Source organism: Gottfriedia sp. NPDC058432 (assembly GCF_042721555.1).
In the GTDB taxonomy this organism is placed as follows: domain Bacteria; phylum Bacillota; class Bacilli; order Bacillales; family Bacillaceae_G; genus Gottfriedia.
Genome location: NZ_JBHXLC010000012.1, coordinates 94,582 through 111,162 on the forward strand (window position 1 = coordinate 94,582; position 16,581 = coordinate 111,162).

The 16,581-nt window shown below is 32.7% G+C and carries 19 protein-coding genes and 1 pseudogene; 19 read left to right on the forward strand and 1 reads right to left on the reverse strand.

The genetic code is table 11. The annotated features are described in order from the left end of the window. Positions 1-47 precede the first annotated feature (47 nt). The 11 genes and pseudogenes from ACFWM3_RS14080 (at position 48) to ACFWM3_RS14130 (ending at position 7,535) form a co-directional block, all read left to right on the forward strand. The gene (locus tag ACFWM3_RS14080) at positions 48-485 is read left to right on the forward strand and encodes an ArsI/CadI family heavy metal resistance metalloenzyme (protein WP_056472988.1); all 438 of its coding nucleotides are present in this window, start codon (positions 48-50) and stop codon (positions 483-485) included. A gap of 19 nt (positions 486-504) precedes the next feature. Then, positions 505-1,548 carry an ACR3 family arsenite efflux transporter gene (arsB, locus tag ACFWM3_RS14085; RefSeq protein ID WP_390311731.1) on the forward strand — a complete coding sequence of 348 codons (1,044 nt, stop codon included), beginning with the start codon at positions 505-507 and terminating at the stop codon, positions 1,546-1,548. A gap of 23 nt (positions 1,549-1,571) precedes the next feature. Then, on the forward strand, positions 1,572-1,979 hold the full coding sequence (gene arsC, locus ACFWM3_RS14090; protein WP_390311732.1) for an arsenate reductase (thioredoxin): 408 nt from the start codon (positions 1,572-1,574) through the stop codon (positions 1,977-1,979). A gap of 87 nt (positions 1,980-2,066) precedes the next feature. Continuing rightward, entirely contained in the window at positions 2,067-2,393 is a 327-nt protein-coding gene (locus ACFWM3_RS14095; protein WP_390311733.1) for a transposase, read from the forward strand. Further along, a complete protein-coding gene (locus ACFWM3_RS14100) occupies positions 2,336-3,088 on the forward strand; it encodes an IS3 family transposase (RefSeq protein WP_390311788.1) in 753 nt (250 codons plus the stop codon). The genes ACFWM3_RS14095 and ACFWM3_RS14100 overlap by 58 nt, the downstream gene beginning before the upstream one ends. A 12-nt stretch (positions 3,089-3,100) precedes the next feature. Next, a pseudogene (locus ACFWM3_RS14105) lies at positions 3,101-3,256 on the forward strand (IS3 family transposase); the annotation flags it as partial. A gap of 207 nt (positions 3,257-3,463) precedes the next feature. Further along, positions 3,464-3,898 carry a hypothetical protein gene (locus ACFWM3_RS14110; RefSeq protein WP_390311734.1) on the forward strand — a complete coding sequence of 145 codons (435 nt, stop codon included), beginning with the start codon at positions 3,464-3,466 and terminating at the stop codon, positions 3,896-3,898. A 421-nt stretch (positions 3,899-4,319) separates the two neighbouring features. Beyond that, entirely contained in the window at positions 4,320-4,682 is a 363-nt protein-coding gene (locus tag ACFWM3_RS14115) for a YciI family protein (RefSeq protein WP_056476508.1), read from the forward strand. Positions 4,683-5,392: 710 nt separating this feature from the next. Continuing rightward, positions 5,393-5,791 (forward strand): signal peptidase I, encoded by a 399-nt coding sequence (lepB, locus tag ACFWM3_RS14120; protein WP_390311735.1) that lies wholly within the window; start codon positions 5,393-5,395, stop codon positions 5,789-5,791. Positions 5,792-5,873: 82 nt separating this feature from the next. Continuing rightward, on the forward strand, positions 5,874-6,659 hold the full coding sequence (locus tag ACFWM3_RS14125; protein ID WP_390311736.1) for a GNAT family N-acetyltransferase: 786 nt from the start codon (positions 5,874-5,876) through the stop codon (positions 6,657-6,659). A gap of 429 nt (positions 6,660-7,088) precedes the next feature. Then, a complete protein-coding gene (locus ACFWM3_RS14130) occupies positions 7,089-7,535 on the forward strand; it encodes a hypothetical protein (protein ID WP_390311737.1) in 447 nt (148 codons plus the stop codon). A gap of 454 nt (positions 7,536-7,989) precedes the next feature. Here the strand turns inward: ACFWM3_RS14130 and ACFWM3_RS14135 are convergent, their stop codons facing one another. Then, positions 7,990-9,285 carry a purine-cytosine permease family protein gene (locus ACFWM3_RS14135; protein WP_390311738.1) on the reverse strand — a complete coding sequence of 432 codons (1,296 nt, stop codon included), beginning with the start codon at positions 9,283-9,285 and terminating at the stop codon, positions 7,990-7,992. 1,243 nt (positions 9,286-10,528) lie between these two features. Between ACFWM3_RS14135 and ACFWM3_RS14140 the strand changes: the two genes are divergently transcribed. The 8 genes from ACFWM3_RS14140 to ACFWM3_RS14175 all read left to right on the forward strand — a co-directional run bounded on the left by ACFWM3_RS14140 (position 10,529) and on the right by ACFWM3_RS14175 (position 16,571). Continuing rightward, positions 10,529-10,729, forward strand: coding sequence for a hypothetical protein (locus tag ACFWM3_RS14140; protein ID WP_390311739.1), 201 nt, complete (start codon positions 10,529-10,531; stop codon positions 10,727-10,729). 170 nt (positions 10,730-10,899) lie between these two features. Beyond that, positions 10,900-11,229, forward strand: a complete 330-nt coding sequence (locus ACFWM3_RS14145) for an ArsR/SmtB family transcription factor (protein WP_390311740.1) — start codon at positions 10,900-10,902, stop codon at positions 11,227-11,229. A 64-nt stretch (positions 11,230-11,293) separates the two neighbouring features. Then, positions 11,294-12,850 (forward strand): MFS transporter, encoded by a 1,557-nt coding sequence (locus ACFWM3_RS14150; protein ID WP_390311741.1) that lies wholly within the window; start codon positions 11,294-11,296, stop codon positions 12,848-12,850. Between the two features lie 98 nt (positions 12,851-12,948). After that, positions 12,949-13,404, forward strand: a complete 456-nt coding sequence (locus ACFWM3_RS14155) for an SRPBCC family protein (protein WP_390311742.1) — start codon at positions 12,949-12,951, stop codon at positions 13,402-13,404. A 435-nt stretch (positions 13,405-13,839) separates the two neighbouring features. Next, positions 13,840-14,265, forward strand: coding sequence for a MarR family winged helix-turn-helix transcriptional regulator (locus ACFWM3_RS14160; RefSeq protein WP_390311743.1), 426 nt, complete (start codon positions 13,840-13,842; stop codon positions 14,263-14,265). Next, complete coding sequence (locus tag ACFWM3_RS14165; protein ID WP_056473024.1) at positions 14,249-14,587, forward strand: DUF3147 family protein; 339 nt, start codon at positions 14,249-14,251, stop codon at positions 14,585-14,587. The genes ACFWM3_RS14160 and ACFWM3_RS14165 overlap by 17 nt, the downstream gene beginning before the upstream one ends. Positions 14,588-14,677: 90 nt before the next feature. After that, positions 14,678-15,061: a YkvA family protein gene (locus ACFWM3_RS14170; protein WP_390311744.1), complete on the forward strand. Its 384-nt coding sequence runs from the start codon at positions 14,678-14,680 to the stop codon at positions 15,059-15,061. A 268-nt stretch (positions 15,062-15,329) separates the two neighbouring features. After that, the gene (locus ACFWM3_RS14175) at positions 15,330-16,571 is read left to right on the forward strand and encodes a hypothetical protein (protein ID WP_390311745.1); all 1,242 of its coding nucleotides are present in this window, start codon (positions 15,330-15,332) and stop codon (positions 16,569-16,571) included. The last annotated feature ends 10 nt before the right edge of the window (positions 16,572-16,581 follow it).

The window sequence follows — 16,581 nt, forward strand, 5'->3', positions numbered from 1 at the left end:
CATTAAATCAATTTTTTTTGATTTATAAATTAAGGGAGGAATTCTGTATGAAATATGTTCATGTAGGTGTTAATGTAACAAATTTAGAGGCATCTATTGTTTTTTATCAAAAGGTATTTGGTTTAGCACCTATTAAAGTGAAGGAAGGATATGCGAAGTTTCTGTTAGAAAATCCAGGTCTTAATTTCACGATAAATGTTCGTGATCAAGTTGAGGGTAATCAAGTAAATCATTTTGGTTTCCAAGTTGAAACATCTGAAGAAATCTTATTTCATAAGGAAAGACTAGAAAAAGAAGGTTTCTTCGCACGTGAAGAAATGGATACAACTTGTTGCTATGCGGTACAAGATAAATTTTGGGTAACAGATCCAGACGGAAATGAGTGGGAATTCTTCTATACTAAAGCAGATAGTGAAGTTCAAAAAATAGAAAATACGTCTTGTTGTAAAACATCCACTGAATCTAAAGTTAATTCTTGTTGTTAGTGTTTAAAAGGAGAAGAGAATGAAACGATTATCATTTTTAGACAGATATTTAACCCTTTGGATATTCGTAGCAATGGCAATTGGGATAATTCTTGGCATTTCAACACCTGGATTTGTAAATAGCCTAAACAAATTACAAGTTGGAACGACTTCAATACCTTTAGCTATCGGATTGATTTTAATGATGTATCCGCCACTGGCTAAAGTTCGTTATGAAGAGATCGGAAGAGTATTTAAAGATGTAAAAGTATTATTTCTATCATTAATTCAAAACTGGTTAATTGGACCAGTATTAATGTTTTTATTAGCAATTATCTTTTTAAGAGATTATCCAGAGTATATGGTTGGTTTAATCATGATTGGTTTAGCACGATGCATTGCGATGGTTATCGTATGGAATGATTTAGCTGATGGTGATCGTGAATATGCGGCTGGATTAGTAGCCTTTAACTCCATTTTTCAAATGATCTTCTTCTCTGTTTACGCATATTTCTTCGTAACAGTATTACCAAAAGTTTTTGGTTTAGAAGGTATGTCTATCGATATTACAATGCCAGAAGTGGCAAAATCAGTTTTCATCTATCTAGGAATTCCATTTTTAGCAGGTCTATTTACAAGGTTAATTCTTGTAAGAGCCAAAGGTAGAGATTGGTATGAAAAAGAATTTATTCCTAAAATCAGTCCGATAACACTTATCGCATTACTTTTTACAATCATTGTAATGTTCTCATTAAAAGGAGAAGTAATTATAGAGCTACCTTTAGATGTTGTTCGTATCGCAATTCCTTTATTAATCTATTTCATCATTATGTTCTTTGTTTCTTTCTTCTTAGGGAAGAAATCGGGAGCAAGTTATGGAGTTTCAACAACTTTAGCTTTCACAGCTGGAAGTAATAACTTTGAATTAGCAATTGCAGTTGCAGTTGCAGTATTTGGAATTAATTCAGGAGCAGCATTTGCAGCAGTAATTGGTCCATTGGTTGAAGTACCCGTAATGATTGCGTTGGTTAACGCAGCCTTGTGGATGAGAAGAAAATATTTTGCAAAAGAAACAACAATATAAATTTAAACTAAGGTGGAATACACATGGCAGATAATAAAAAAACAATTTACTTCTTATGTACTGGAAACTCCTGCCGCAGCCAAATGGCAGAAGCTTGGGGGAAACAATATTTAGGAGATAAATGGAACGTCCTATCAGCTGGAATTGAGGCTCATGGTGTAAATCCGAATGCAGTCAAGGCAATGGATGAAGTTGGAATTGATATCCGTAATCAAACATCAGACTTAATCGATAATAACATCTTAAACAATGCAGACTTAGTTGTGACTTTATGTGGTCATGCGAATGATGTATGTCCAGTAACGCCACCACATGTGAAACGTGTTCATTGGGGATTTGATGATCCAGCTGGTCAAGAATGGGATGTGTTCCAAGAAGTTCGTGAACAAATTGGATTTCGTATTAAACAGTTTGCTGAAACTGGAGAATAATAAAAGAGCCTTCTACCATGTAATAATCCCCTTATAGTAGACAGTTAAAAGAAAGGTGCTGTACTGTCTACTATAGGGGGAATTTTTATGGGGAAAATTAGAAAGACATATGATAAAGAATTTAAGCTTCAAGCGATTAAGCTGTATTATGAAGAAGGAATGGGCGCTAATAGTATTGGTAAGGAATTAGGGATTGGTATTTCAATCGTTAAACGATGGATTAACCATTATAAAAGAGAAGGTATCCAAGGACTTGAAGAAAAACGTGGCAAGGCAACAGGATTTAATAAAGGCAGACCTAGGATTGAACCATTAAGTGATAAAGAGAAGATCCAAAGATTAGAAGCTGAGAACGCATATTTAAAAAAGCTCTTAGCCTTGAAAAAGGAGATGATACAAAAAAGAAAGCCTTAGAATATAGTGTTATTTATGAACTGAAAACAAGTTATCCTGTTGTCCTACTTTGTAAGATTGCAGGGGTTTCTAAAAGTGGATTTTATAAATGGGCTAGAAAAAAAGAGTGTCTTTCAACAAAGCAAATTGAAGATCAATTTATAGTTTCTAAAATCAAAGAATGCCACCAAGATCCAGACATAAATGAGAGCTTTGGATATGTACGAGTTAAAAGATGGTTGAAGAAAGTTCACGGCTTGGTAGTAAACCATAAGCGAGTATACAGACTTATGAAGGAAAATGGAATTCAAGCTAAAATCCGTGTGAAAAAATGGAAGCATTTTGGACGAAAGGAAAAATACGTTATCTCTAATAATTATTTAAATCGAGAGTTCAACACAAAAGATCCGAATAAGAAATGGGTAACTGATATAACTTACCTTATATTTAACGGGAAACGATTATATCTTACCGTTATTCAAGATCTGTATAATAACGAAATCGTTTCTTACCAAATCAGCGAAAGAAACGATTTAAAGCTAGTTTTAGATACAGTAAAAAAAGCAGGAAAAAAAAGAGATGTACGCGGACTCCTATTACATAGTGATCAAGGATTCCAATACACCTCAAAAAGATATAACCTAACACTTAAAAGATACAATATAAACGCAAGTATGTCTAGAAAAGGAAATTGTCTGGATAATGCATGCATTTAAAGCTTCTTCAGTCATTTTAAAACCGAGTGTTTTTACCGCTATCAGTTTAATGATCAGAACCAGGTTGAACATGCGGTAAAGCGATATATTTGGTACTACAACAATAAAAGATTTCAAAAGAAATTAAATAGCCTTAGCCCTATTGAATACAGGGCTAAGGCTGCTTAAAACACCTTTTTTATTAGTGTCTACTTGACAGGGGTAAGTCCACCATAGAAGGTTCTTTGTTTTTCTTATTGAACTAACGCACTGCATTAGTTGGATAACAAGATCGGCTGTTTAGTCGATTTTTTTATTCAACAAAATGGCAGGATAGTTGCAAAAGGAAATATTTCAAAGCAAATTGTATAATCATAAAAAAGGGGTGATTTCATTTTGGAATATGTTCCGAATGTACGTGAAATATTACTCGATGAAGAAATAGATGAACAAGAGTTTGTTAATACATTTAATAAGTTCTACAAGCAAGGATGTTATATTTATGCGATTATACCTGAGTACGAACAAGAACTATTAGAGGAATTAGCAAGTGACTTTAATGAACTAAATAAATTCCCTTTACCACGAGTTTTTCCAAGGGAAATAGGTCATTTAGGTTATGTAAAAGACAATCTGAATAAATATATTTTTGAATTTTATCTACGGTCTACCACAATGGACCATCTGGTTTTTTCAGAAACCGATGCAACAGAACTTTTAAAAAATATAAACAAGAAGAATGTTCACATTTACAAATTGTTTGAAATAAATAGAATTTCCCATATTACAATTGGTCCTGATGGTCAATGGCTTAATGTAGTAGAGTATTAAATTTAATCCTTATGCAACTAACTGATGCTTTAGTTCGATATCTTGTTCTCTTTAATTGAGGTGAAAAGCTATGAGTGATAAGGTAAAAGAAGAAGGTAAAAAAGATTTAGAAGGTCTTCATGTATTCGTAATTATTATAGTTTTTTCATGTTTACAATACTTTTTTCATTTATCCGATTTCATAATGTTAATATTGTCAGTACTCTATGTTTTTATCACTGTTTATTTTTTTGATAAATGGAAAACCAAAGAAATTATAAAGTATTTTAGTTTGTTATTAATTGTTTATATTATCAATAAATTAATTTTTTCATAGGTGTTGATAGACTTTCTTATTCAACTAACTAATGCGTTTGTTGAATAACTTGGTCGGTTGAAAAGTCGATTTTTTTATTGAGCTAAGCCAGAGGAGGAGTTACTAATGAAATTTATGATGGTTGTGAAGGCCTCAAAGGATTCTGAAGCAGGGACAATGCCAAGTGAGCAGATGGATCTGATGTTTGCTGAGATGAAGAAATATAATGAAGAACTGAAGAAAGCTGGAGTTCTGGTGTCAGTCGGTGGACTTCATCCAAGCTCCAACGGTATTCGTATAACATACCCTGTTCCTGGAGAACCGCCGATCATTACAGAGGGACCTTTCGCTGAAGTCAATGAGTTGATTGCAGGATACTGGTTCATAGATGTGAAATCTCGCGAGGAAGCCATTGAGTGGGCGATGCGCGCACCAGATCCACATGGTCTTGGTGAAGGACAGATTGAACTACGCCAAGTATTTGAATAGACTGATAGGCTAAATATTAGATTAATATGACCGAATAAAAAAGTCATATCAACGGGTTTATCCTGTACAGGTAAACTAATATTCAGTAAAAAAGTGAAAAACCAGAAAACCTGTTAGAAGGCTTTTCTGGTTTTTTATCGTAAATAGTTAGAAATAAATCAATTGCTGAAAAGATTCTTATTCAACATAATGGCAGTATAGTTTAAGTGATATACTTCACAAACAGGTACGTATTTTAATATTTGTAAACCCTAAATTCATCCGCGTTTTTCTACGATTAGACAAATTATTAATGTAGGGGAGAAATTTATTTTATCATTTAGAAGTAATTAACACTTAACTCATAAGTAATAGCAAAATTTCCGGAATCGATGAAAATCGATTCCTTTTTAAGTATTTGGCAGTTAAGTTGCATAAGAAATTAAATAATAGACACGAATAATGTAAGTGAAATATTGAACTTTAGAAGAGTTGAAAATTTTCATCATTATTTTTATTATCACTTTTAAGTTCATTTACTGATTAATTGCTTTATAAATTTCCTTCTTAGGAAAAATAAAAGGTAAATAATACCATTTTATTGAATATTCTAAATAGAGGAGGGGATTATCAAGCATTTACTTTTTATAATCGGAATGTGTCTCATTCTTGTAGGGTGTCAATCTCAAGATAAGACTACTGTAATAGAAACAATTAAAGATAAGACTACCTTGGAAACTGTTCCAATTGTTGAATCGAAAGGTTTTAAAGAAATTGAACACTTATACGATGAAATGTACCGAGGAAATCATGAGTATGCAGGTACATTAGTAGTCGATACAACCTATTATAAACAAAATAAATTTCAGCGTGGTGAAGTTGTTTATTATGTTTCACCTAAAAATGGTAACAAGAATGTTGCAAGGGTTGTAGGATTACCTGGAGAAAAAATAGAAATTAAAAAAGGGCAACTGTATATTGATGACAAGATTTTAGATGCATTTTATGCTAAAGCCATGAACAATGGTATTTCTAATCTTACTACTTATAAAAAGAGTTTGAAAAAAAGTAGTAACGATATCATTAATGAAATAGAATGGAAGAATTATTTTACTCTGTTAGCCGAATAGGATAACAAAACTAATGGCATGGGCATAAAGCAACTGTTGGCATGAATGAAATTTAAAAACGACGATAAAGAAAGGTGAATCAATGATTAAACTAAATAATAAAGAATATAAAAATATTTTTCCATTAATTATTTCAATAAATTATATACCTACGTTTGTTTATTCAGTTTTGCAAGAGATAGTAGATGGTGAGGTATTTGTTGATCATATCGAAACTCCAAATTCCATTTTTATTGGTACGAAATCAGGATTCTACTGTGTAATTGGAGAAACTTCAAATATTTCTTTTAACTATTGGTTAAAGGAATTTTATATTGATAGAGTAGAAGAGAAGAAATTACCTTTTATTTTATTTTCTTCATCAGGTTCTTGGAATCAATTAATTAATGACCTTTTAAATAACAAATTAACTAAGTTGGATCGATATTCTTTTACGTTTAAATTTAAAGAAGGAATACTAGATAATTATGAATTACCTCAAGACTACTCATTAAAAAAAATTGATGAAAATGTACTTCAGTCAAATGTTGGATTTAAACCAATTTACTATAAGCATTACTGGGATTCTGTTTCAAATTATTTAGAAAATGGTTTTGGAATTTGTGTTTTACATAAAGAAGTGTCTGTATGTGAGTGTACATCTGTATTTGCTAATGAATTATTCTCCGAAATAGACATTGCAACTAAAGAAGAATATAGAGGGAAGGGTTTGGCCTTTATTGCTGCAAAAATGTATATACAAGATTGTATAAATAAAGGTTTAGCTCCTCGTTGGGAATGTGATATTGATAATTTTGGCTCAATACGATTAGCAGAAAAGTTAGGGTTTGAAGAACCTATTCACTATGCAGTATATTATAAAGAGTAATTTTCACATCTTGTTGTTTAATTTAATACTTGGTGGATGCCAAAAAGAAGCTAAAACTGATACTGATAAATTGATTGATTTAGGCGTTCCTAAGAATATCGCTAATGTAGTTGGTGGTTATGTTATCGGGTTCAACCATATTAACTGGCGCGTTAGTTGAATATACGTGCGAATGCTTAGTCGCTATAAAAAATCGTTCTACTGAAAAAGGATGAAGCTTATTAAATCAATCTTATTATAACGGATGCGTTAGTTGTACAACATGATCGACTGTATAGTCGTTTTTTTTTGTGATAATTAGAGTCTTTTGGAATAAGATTAAAGGTATTTCGGGTGAATTATTGAATAAGAAATAAGGATGCTATTTCCATATTTATCGGAGTAGATAATTAAAAACAAGTACTGATTACATATTTTAGGAGTGATAGTGTGAGAGGAAAGTACTTGCCAATCTTTATCACATTTATGGCATTAATGATTTTATTTTTATACCCAAACAATACTTTAGCGAAGTGGGCATATAAGTTTGTTGTTTTTAATGATTACACTTATGTTATTAGCGATGAGTATGTAACAGAAATCGGAAGAGAAATAGGGTCAGTTACAAAGTATGCAGATGTTGAAGGTAATTATTATGGTAATTTTTCCAATGTTTATGAAAGGGGTACAAAATATTATTCAATAAAAGGTGTTAGTACGAAAAAAGCAATAGCAGTTGAAGCTGATGGTAAATATATAAAAGCTATTAGAAAAGGTGAGTATGCCGGATGGAAATACAGTCCCTTTAATTTAATTGTAGCAGGAATTGTCTTTCTTATAATGCTAGGTGCTTTAATTTTTTTAGTTCAAAAGAAAATGAAAAGAAATAAATCTTAATAAACTAACGCATGCGTATGTTGAATAAAAAATCTGCTAAATAGTAGGTTTTTTTATTGTCCTAAATGGCAGATGGGCATATTGTAAAGGATGTAGTTTAGTATTAATATCTGGGAGCCGTATCATAAGTAAATGAGATTTTTGTAATTGTTTGAGCTTTTCTAAGCGGTCACAAAGGGTGAGAATATTACCAAAAGAAATCTTCCACAATCGGGCGCAATTCTGTAGCAAGAATTGTGCTCTTTCTTTATGTAAGAATAACTCTTTATAATTGGTTTGGGAAATTGTGAAGAATACTAGGACGAACATCACTGGATTTAGCAATTTTTTTCTGGAGAAAATTTCACCATAAAAAAACTGCACCTCCAATTGTTCGACGTATCTAACAATTGGGGGGCAGTTCACCTTTTATAAAAAGGAGACGGCTTTTTCATATCTTTTTATTTCATACAACCTATTTCATTTCAGGGATAGAGTCGGGACCTTTGACTAACTTGCTGCCTATCCCATAGAAAATGGCTGCAGATACAAGGCCAACAAAAGCTACTGAAAGATGTGGTGCGTAGAAGTTACAGTATAATGCGATGACCGAAGACAAAATCCAGACAAAGAATGCCAGTGGTCTCCAGTTTACTAAATTTGCCGAATCATTCTTTTGAAGAACCAAGCGGTCCATAATCATAATTGCTCCGATAGGCGGAATGATTACCCCAAGAAGAACGAGCCAGTTGAAAAAGTGATTATAAATTCCAGAAACTGCAACGATTAAACCGACTATACCAATTATAAGCGTGATAGGTCTCATTTTTTTACCAGTCATATGTGACCAGCCTACAGCGCCATTGTATAAGCAATGTGTACCGACAGAACCCAAATTGATAAAGACAAAAAGGATAGACAAGATGGTAAGCAATGGACCATGTCCCGCTAATACTGACATGAAGTCCCCACCGGTTGAAGCTGGATTTGGGATAACTCCAGTTGCTACAATAATTCCTCCAACAAGCTCGGCAATCAAGTTCCCGATTGGAAAGGCGAAAATGGTTGATAAAATCCCTTCACGGCCACTTTTTGCCCAACGAGTAAAGTCCGCTGTCATTGTACCTGAATCGGCAAACCCGGCGAATACTAACGTTACAGCAGCTCCAAATGACATTGCATTTGAAACTTGAGGATGATAGTTTAAAATATCAGAGTTACCGGTTTTCATTGCCATAACAATTGCAATAATGGCAATTAGAAAATAAAATGGTGCTGCAATCCACCCTAAGAAAGATAAAGCCTTAATACCGATATAAGTTACTGCAACATAGAGAATTCCACCGATGACGGTCATTATTAACAAATTAGCACCAAATGACCCATGCATTGTAGCGCCAGTAAGTCCGACTTGAAGAGCAAACCAGCCGATTACAACTGTAGAAAGTAATCCGGAAATAATATAATAACCCGAGCGTCCAAATGTCTTTTGTGCGGTCAGAGAAAAGTTCAATCCCGAACGGCCGGCATCATAGCTTAGTAAGCCTACCATGACGAAAAGGAGGAGATTACCAAGCAGCATTGCTAAGGCGCCGGCTTTAAAGCCAAGCTGTGCAGTGATAAGTCCGCCGATTACTGCACTGGTTAATACCATTGGAAAACCAAACCAAACAGCTGCAACGGATGATAATTTTTTGCGGTATTCTTTGGGAACAGGAGTGTGTTCAAACTCTGGATCCAGTAACTTCTTTTCATCAACGCTGGTTGACATGAATGTTTCCTCCTAGTGAAACAATTTTTTGGTGAGTCTCCAATCCGATAACAAGGCCAAGAGAAAAGCCTGATTTGGATAAAACTCTATTTTTTAATACGTACTTTAAAGCTGAAAGTCGGAACGAAAACTTGATGCATACTTTACCTAATAACGCCATTTTTAAGGTCATGTAGCAGATATCAATAGTAAAAAGCTTACCTTTTAGTGAAATACTGTTAACGAGTCACATGGGCAATTAGGCAAATAAAAGGTGAATAATAAAAAAGTCATCTCAAGAGGGCGTATCCCTTGTATTTAGGCTCATTAGACCAATTTCATGATTGACCGCATTTGACAAACTAATTTGTTCATTGGTGAGCAAAGAAGCGAAACATGGTGGAGCTATGTATGATTTGTCGTTTGTGATTCCCCCCTCTTTAATTTGCGAGGTGTATCTTTAATTAAGCGCTTTCATTTGACCTTGCAAGATTATTGTATGGGGTATTTCATTTAATGTAATTATATAAAATAACCAAAAATGTGGGTTTTCTATTAGGCAGTATGAATAAAAATAAAGGGTTAATTTAGTAATAATGGAGATGGTGAAAGAAATCTGTAAAAACGTAACATTTGGAAGTGCAAGACAGACGTTAATGGGAACATTAGCTAGAAGTAAAACGCCAGAAGCATATAAGATATTAGTCGATGTCTAGAAGATGAAACAGTACGAGGTCATACAATCGAAGGGCTAGGAAGATTTGGAAACATTGAAGCAATTGAAAACTTGGGAAGCTTAAATGTTAAAAAAGGTTATTATGAATACAAAGCGAGAGAAACAGCTTTAAAAAGATTACAACTTGAGGTTGAAAAATAGATTCATATTGAACTAACTAATGCTTTAGTTGAAAAAGCGTTACTTAAAGATAGTCTTTTTCAAGTTAAAATATCTGTTTAAATAAAAAAAGAGCCCTATTTGAGAGTGTCAAGTCAATAGGGCTAATAGGGAAATTATAGATTTTAAAGATTTTAAAAGGGACTTAAAGATTTAAAAGGTTTAAAGGGGAAAAGATTTGTAATCAAATTCTTTTCATAAGAATAATATCATTATTTTTAAATGTTAGTTTGTGAAAAATGTTACAAAATAATGACAATTAATAGATTACTTTACTTCCTAATTCTCGAAGCTAAACATGAATTAGATTATTGTGCAAAGAATATTGTTCCCAATCATCTTTTAGGTAGGTGTACGAGTCTATTCAGAATGATTGCTTGTGTAACTATTCAGTTGGGTACAACTATTGCAGGTGTTTTATCAGAATTTTTTGGAGCATCTTTTTACTTTTTACTTGCAGGATGTGTACTTGGAGTGGTGTGCCTAATTTTCATAAGCTCAAAGTTATTTAGTTTAAATGAAGAGGATATTGCGGAAAAAACCTTACAAACTGCTTCAACTAATAATTGATATTATTAATGATCAAGGAACTAACTGAAAGTAATTTCTTCTGTGCCAGAGTAAAACATTCCACTTTAAATTCCTTAACTAATAAACACGGTATGAAGAAATCTTCTCAAAAAATCAATTTGTTGACATGTGCGCACGGATGCATATAATAGAAATTAGGTGGTGAGATTATGGGAATTCATGATCCAAATAAGTGTAAAAAAATGATTGAAGACAATATTAATATTGAATTTTTCAGGGCAATTTTAGACCCAGTCCGAAGCGAACTGTTGATATTCCTCTCTATTTATGGGGAAATGACTATTGGAGAAATAGCTGAGCATTTTCCTCAAAATCGTTCAGTGATTTCACGTCATCTAGATTTAATGAATCGATTTAATTCTGTACAGAGAAGGAAAGAAGGTCGGGAGATTTACTACAAAGCAAATAAAGAATTTATTGTCGATACTTTTGAAGAGACAACGAATAATATAAAAGCACTCATGAATTTGGAAAAGTAGGGTGCTTTTCATTTTGTTTAATATATGCATTTGTGTGCACAAAAACACGAAAGGGGTTTTTATTTTGGAAAAAACGAATAGAAAATGGTGGGTTTTAATTACGGTTAGTTTAGCTGTATTAATGGCAATGCTTGATATTACAATTGTGAATGTAGCATTACCTGAGATTCAAAAAAATTTTTCATCTGATTTTTCAAATTTACAATGGGTTTTGAATGCTTATACTTTAGTATATGCTGCGATGTTATTGCCAATCTCGAAATTAGGAGACATCATTGGACGTAAAAAAGTTTTTTTATTGGGATTAGCCATCTTTGTGATAGGTTCCCTTACTAGTGGTTTAGCAAGTAGTGATCTTTGGTTGAACATTTTCCGAGGCTTTCAAGGAATTAGTGGAGCAGCTATGATGTCCTTATCACTAACTATTGTTACTGCTTCATTTCCTGAAAAACAAAGAGGTCTTGCATTAGGTATCTGGAGTAGTGTTGTTGGTGTTGCTATCTCAGGTGGTCCACTTATTGGCGGTGCCTTAGTTGATAGTTTTGGATGGCGATCAATCTTCCTAGTAAATATTCCTTTTGGTATTTTAGCTATTCTATTAGGGTTATTCTTCATTCAGGAAAGCAATAAGAACAGTAATGAAAAAATTGATTTTTTAGGATTTGTTTTAAGCACTGCATTGATTTTTACGACGGTATTAGCTCTAATTCAAAAAGAAATGCATGAAAATTATTTGTGGACAGATTGGCATATTTTAACTTTATTAGGTTTATCGATAATTTTATTAATTGCATTTATTATTACTGAAAGAATTGTAAAACAACCTATGATCGAATTATCAATTTTTAGAAATTGGTCATTTAACGGTGCCAACATTGCGGCTTTTGTTTTAGGAGCTGGTCTATATGGTGGATTCACCTATTTAGCTATTCTTATGCAAAATTATATGGGTTACTCTGCGTTTGAAACTGGAGTTAAAATGCTACTTATTAGTGGGTTTACCATCATATTAGGCCCTTTGGCTGGGATTATTTCTGGAAAAATCGGCAATCGTTGGTTGATTAGTGGTGCACTATTTATTGGAGCAATTGGAATACTTGTTATGCGTCAGATGATCAAAGTTCCTTTTGAATGGAGCTATTTAATGCCTGGATTTGTCCTTTTAGGAATTAGTAATGCTTTAGTAAATCCGCCAATATCTAATGCTGCAATGAGTTCAGTTGATAAAAAACAGGTTGGTATGGCTTCCGGTATTTTAAACGTATTCCGACAAGTCGGCATTTCATTTGGTGTAGTAATGCTGGGAATTAAGTTGACAGAAGGATATAACAATTCATTGGATAAACATATTATGGCGATTCAAAATATTGATTCAGGATTTAAACATCAAATGCTAGAAGTTTTTCATAAATCTGGAGCTTTTGCTGGATCGCTAATTTTTGAGAGTAAACAAGCTGAAGTATTCAAACAAATGCCAGCTTATGAACACATTAAGAATATTGTTTTTAGTGCTTTCAACGCTGGTATCAAAGATGTAGATTTGTTCATTGCCATCTTTTTGCTTATTGGATCATTAGCAAGTGCTTTATTAATTCGCGAGAAAAGTAAACCCGGGTTATAAATCAATGATGTAAAATAGAATATAACGCTTCTGAATTAGTAGTCGTGTACAATACTAACACGTGTATTAAAAAAATGGACTTGAGGAGGATTATAACAATGAATAAACCACAATTTGTTTATGTCTCATACATCGCAACTACACCTGAAAAACTATGGGAAGCTTTAACGGACTCTCGATATACTGAAAAATACTTTTTCGGAACTGCAATTAAATCAGATTGGCAAGTAGGTTCAACGGTTTCTTACTTACGAAATGATGAAGTTACAGATTATGGAACCATTTTAAAATGTGAGCCATTTCGTTTACTTTCTTTCACGTGGAATCATACAAATGATCCGACGAACCGTAAAGAACCATCAATCGTTACATTTGTGTTGAAAGAATTAGAGTCAACAGTTAGATTAACGTTGAAACATGAAAATCTTGAACCTACTGACTTAGTAGATCGTGATGATACGTTTGAAGGATTAAACAATGGCTGGCCAGCAATTTTAAGTAACTTAAAAAGCTTACTTGAAACAGGGAATACATTGCCACCAATTTCTATTTAAGAATCATTTTATATTAAAAGGGGCTGTCCAAAAAGTCAGGTTAACTGACACAGGGACGCCCTTTTTTTATTTGTGAACATTTTTATAAAGTTCTGAACTAGGTTGATATACATAGTGGGAGGTATTTCAATTGATAAGTTAAAATTTTTTAAAAAATATTATTAGATTAATATCAATTTTTATTCGATATGAAAAGAATGAGAGCATATTTGCTAGTTTTCCATTTAAAAGTAGTAATGATTGAACAATTTTAATTCCATAATACCTTAACTAGTATGGGTAATTTCTTGTTTTAATTGCGATTCTCTATTTTTAATTGCCATTCTCAGTTTTTAATTGCAGTCTATCGTTTTTCACTGACTTTCCTGAACTCTATTATTTACATATATCGTATTATAAGATATAATCGTATTATACGATATAAGGAGAACTAATATGGATAAAGAAATTAAACAATTGAACCAATTATGGACAGATATTTACTATCTTTTACGATATAAGCATAAAGAAAATATTACTCACCAAAGCGTGAGGATTTTACAAATTATCGATAAAGAAGATGAAGTTGGGATAAAGGACATTGCTGAAGGGATTACAGTCTCTCAAAATACAGCATCAGAACATGTTAAACGTTTACTAGAAAAAGAATACGTTTATAAAACTCGTGGTGAGATTGATCAACGAAAAGTAATCCTAATGCTTACTGATTTAGGGAAAGAAGTTTTGTTACAAAATTCAAGTTTAAATGAAGAAAAACTTCAACAGCTTCTTTTTGAACAGATGACCGAACAAGAAAGAGAAACGATTTTAAAAGCCTTTAATTTAATGAAAGAGAGGGCTCAAAATGTACGCGATTATTAAAATATTTACTTCAGCAATTATAATCGGGGTTATAACCGAAATTGCACGTCGATTCCCTTCACAGGGTGGATTGATTGCGGCATTACCTATTGTTAGTTTATTAAGTCTAATATGGCTCAATGTTCAAGGCGAACAAGTGCAAACATTAAGTAAATTTGCTTATGGAGTCGTATTAGGAATCCCAGGTACGGTCGTGATGCTGTTAATTATTGGATTGGCTCTTCAGCATTCAATGCACTTAATTAGTTCAATCGGGCTTGGAATTTTAGGATGGCTTGTTTATATTTTTGCCCAAGATTTAGTAGTAAAACATTTGTTTTAATTTAAGAGTAGATTTTCCGACTTTTTACAATTTTGATAAATAATTTTTGATATAATTATTCAAAATAAACGCTAATTTATAGGAGATAAAATGCTAAAAAAAATAAAAATATGGGCGAAGAAATTAAAGTGCCAAATCTTCACACTTTATTTTGCTTGTAGGGATGAACGTGTTCCGTGGTATGCAAAAGTATTCATAGTTTGTGTAGTAGCATATGCTTTTAGTCCGATTGATTTAATCCCTGATTTTATTCCAATTTTAGGCTATTTAGACGATGTAATTCTCATTCCAATAGGTATTTATATTTCTTTAAAGCTGATACCAGACAATGTAATAGTAGACTGTGAAATGAAAGCAGAAGAAATGATGAAAAATGGTAAACCTAAAAATTGGATAGTCGGATCATTAATTTTAATGGTTTGGCTAGTGATTTTTATTTGGGTAATTTTTAAAATTTATCAATTAATTAGTTAAGTAAAAATGAGTTCTAGAATGAATTAAAAAAAACGGCTGTCCTATTGATAGAACAGTCGTTTTATTTTTTTTAAGGTATGTTAAGAAAAAATTAATGACTTTGAGCTTCTGTGATTAATGTCATTTTAAAAAAATACTTAGTCCATAAGCCACCTTGACAGTTTTTCATTAGAGCTTTCTAATTAATAGAGAAGAAATTTAATAATATGAAAGTTTCGGCAAATTTAAATAGATTTTCAAAATAAATGATGGAAGGAAGCTAAGTAAGTTGAATTTAAAATTGTTTCACACGATTATGGATCATATGAATGAAAAAAGCTGGAATATAACTCGACTCGCTAAAAATTCTAATATGCATTTGACTGAAATAAGCCGAATTCTAAATCATAAACAGTCTCTTTCATTACGTAATTTGGATGCAATTACTGCGGGCCTCAATCTGGAGGAAGGTACTTTTTATTCAGATTATATTGAAGAGTGTTTTAATGAAAATAAGTTTATGGATAAACGAAGAAGTATGGAATTTTTATATAAGTGCGCATCACTTGGGTACGAAGATTTGCTTCAAAATATGTTTAATAGAGTTTTAGATGAAAGGTCGAAACAGATACTTAAGAAGAACTTAAATTATATTTTTTTAGTCGCAGAAAAGCTTTTTGAAGAGAAAAATGTGCTGCTGGCGTTACCACTATATGAGTGTGTTATTGAGAGTACACCCGATCATCATTCAGCACAACTAGCTAAAAGTTACTATAGGAAATATTACATAGTTCGGTTGACGGAACAGGGACCTGATGCTGAAGTACTTGTTTTAAGGCATTTTCATAATTTGCCACAGGAATTGCAATTATCTACTTATTTGTGGATAATGGCAACTTGTTATATACGTCAGAATTGGGAAAAGGTAATGTGTTACGCTAAGGCCTTGGAGAAAATTGCTAAGGAGGAAGAATATTATGGAAGGGCACTCCTTTATCAAGGATTCGCATCGCTTCGTTTAGGTGGCTCATTGGAAGAGGTTTTGAGTATAATAGACCGATATTCAAAAGTAAATAGATGTTATGCGGAATTAGCTATAGGGAATCGGTTTGTCGTTTATTTAGAATTTGGCTATTATGAATATGTTGATCGTTACCTCAATTGGTTGGAGGGAAGAGATGACATGTTTGCTGGATTACCTAGAATTTTAGAAGTCTATTTAAAACTTGGGCGGATCGACGATGTTGAGGTTTTGTTAAAGCAATATATTCATATTTTTGAGGAAAACGCTCTAAGTAATGAACCGTTCAAGCAGCAAATGCATTTGCAGCTCTGCTATACACATGCTTTATATCAGTGTGCAAAAAATAAATTTACCGAAGGCGTGCATGAAATTTTAGATGTTGTTATCTCAGCAATTGAACTAGGGGTTGCTAAATCGTATAGTAAGGCTTTCGTAATGTTTTGGAAATATAGAGATAAGATTAATTCAGAGCATGAACGAAAATATTTACAAATACTTGGTAGGTAACTAATTTCAA

Bases quoted from the DNA above. Each gene is read 5' to 3' on its own strand.
- ACFWM3_RS14080 (WP_056472988.1), top strand. From the start codon at position 48: ATGAAATATGTTCATGTAGGTGTTAATGTAACAAATTTAGAGGCATCT.
- arsB (WP_390311731.1), top strand. From the start codon at position 505: ATGAAACGATTATCATTTTTAGACAGATATTTAACCCTTTGGATATTC.
- arsC (WP_390311732.1), top strand. From the start codon at position 1,572: ATGGCAGATAATAAAAAAACAATTTACTTCTTATGTACTGGAAACTCC.
- ACFWM3_RS14095 (WP_390311733.1), top strand. From the start codon at position 2,067: ATGGGGAAAATTAGAAAGACATATGATAAAGAATTTAAGCTTCAAGCG.
- ACFWM3_RS14115 (WP_056476508.1), top strand. From the start codon at position 4,320: ATGAAATTTATGATGGTTGTGAAGGCCTCAAAGGATTCTGAAGCAGGG.
- ACFWM3_RS14125 (WP_390311736.1), top strand. From the start codon at position 5,874: ATGATTAAACTAAATAATAAAGAATATAAAAATATTTTTCCATTAATT.
- ACFWM3_RS14135 (WP_390311738.1), bottom strand. From the start codon at position 9,285: ATGTCAACCAGCGTTGATGAAAAGAAGTTACTGGATCCAGAGTTTGAA.
- ACFWM3_RS14140 (WP_390311739.1), top strand. From the start codon at position 10,529: ATGATTGCTTGTGTAACTATTCAGTTGGGTACAACTATTGCAGGTGTT.
- ACFWM3_RS14145 (WP_390311740.1), top strand. From the start codon at position 10,900: ATGGGAATTCATGATCCAAATAAGTGTAAAAAAATGATTGAAGACAAT.
- ACFWM3_RS14155 (WP_390311742.1), top strand. From the start codon at position 12,949: ATGAATAAACCACAATTTGTTTATGTCTCATACATCGCAACTACACCT.
- ACFWM3_RS14160 (WP_390311743.1), top strand. From the start codon at position 13,840: ATGGATAAAGAAATTAAACAATTGAACCAATTATGGACAGATATTTAC.
- ACFWM3_RS14165 (WP_056473024.1), top strand. From the start codon at position 14,249: ATGTACGCGATTATTAAAATATTTACTTCAGCAATTATAATCGGGGTT.
- ACFWM3_RS14170 (WP_390311744.1), top strand. From the start codon at position 14,678: ATGCTAAAAAAAATAAAAATATGGGCGAAGAAATTAAAGTGCCAAATC.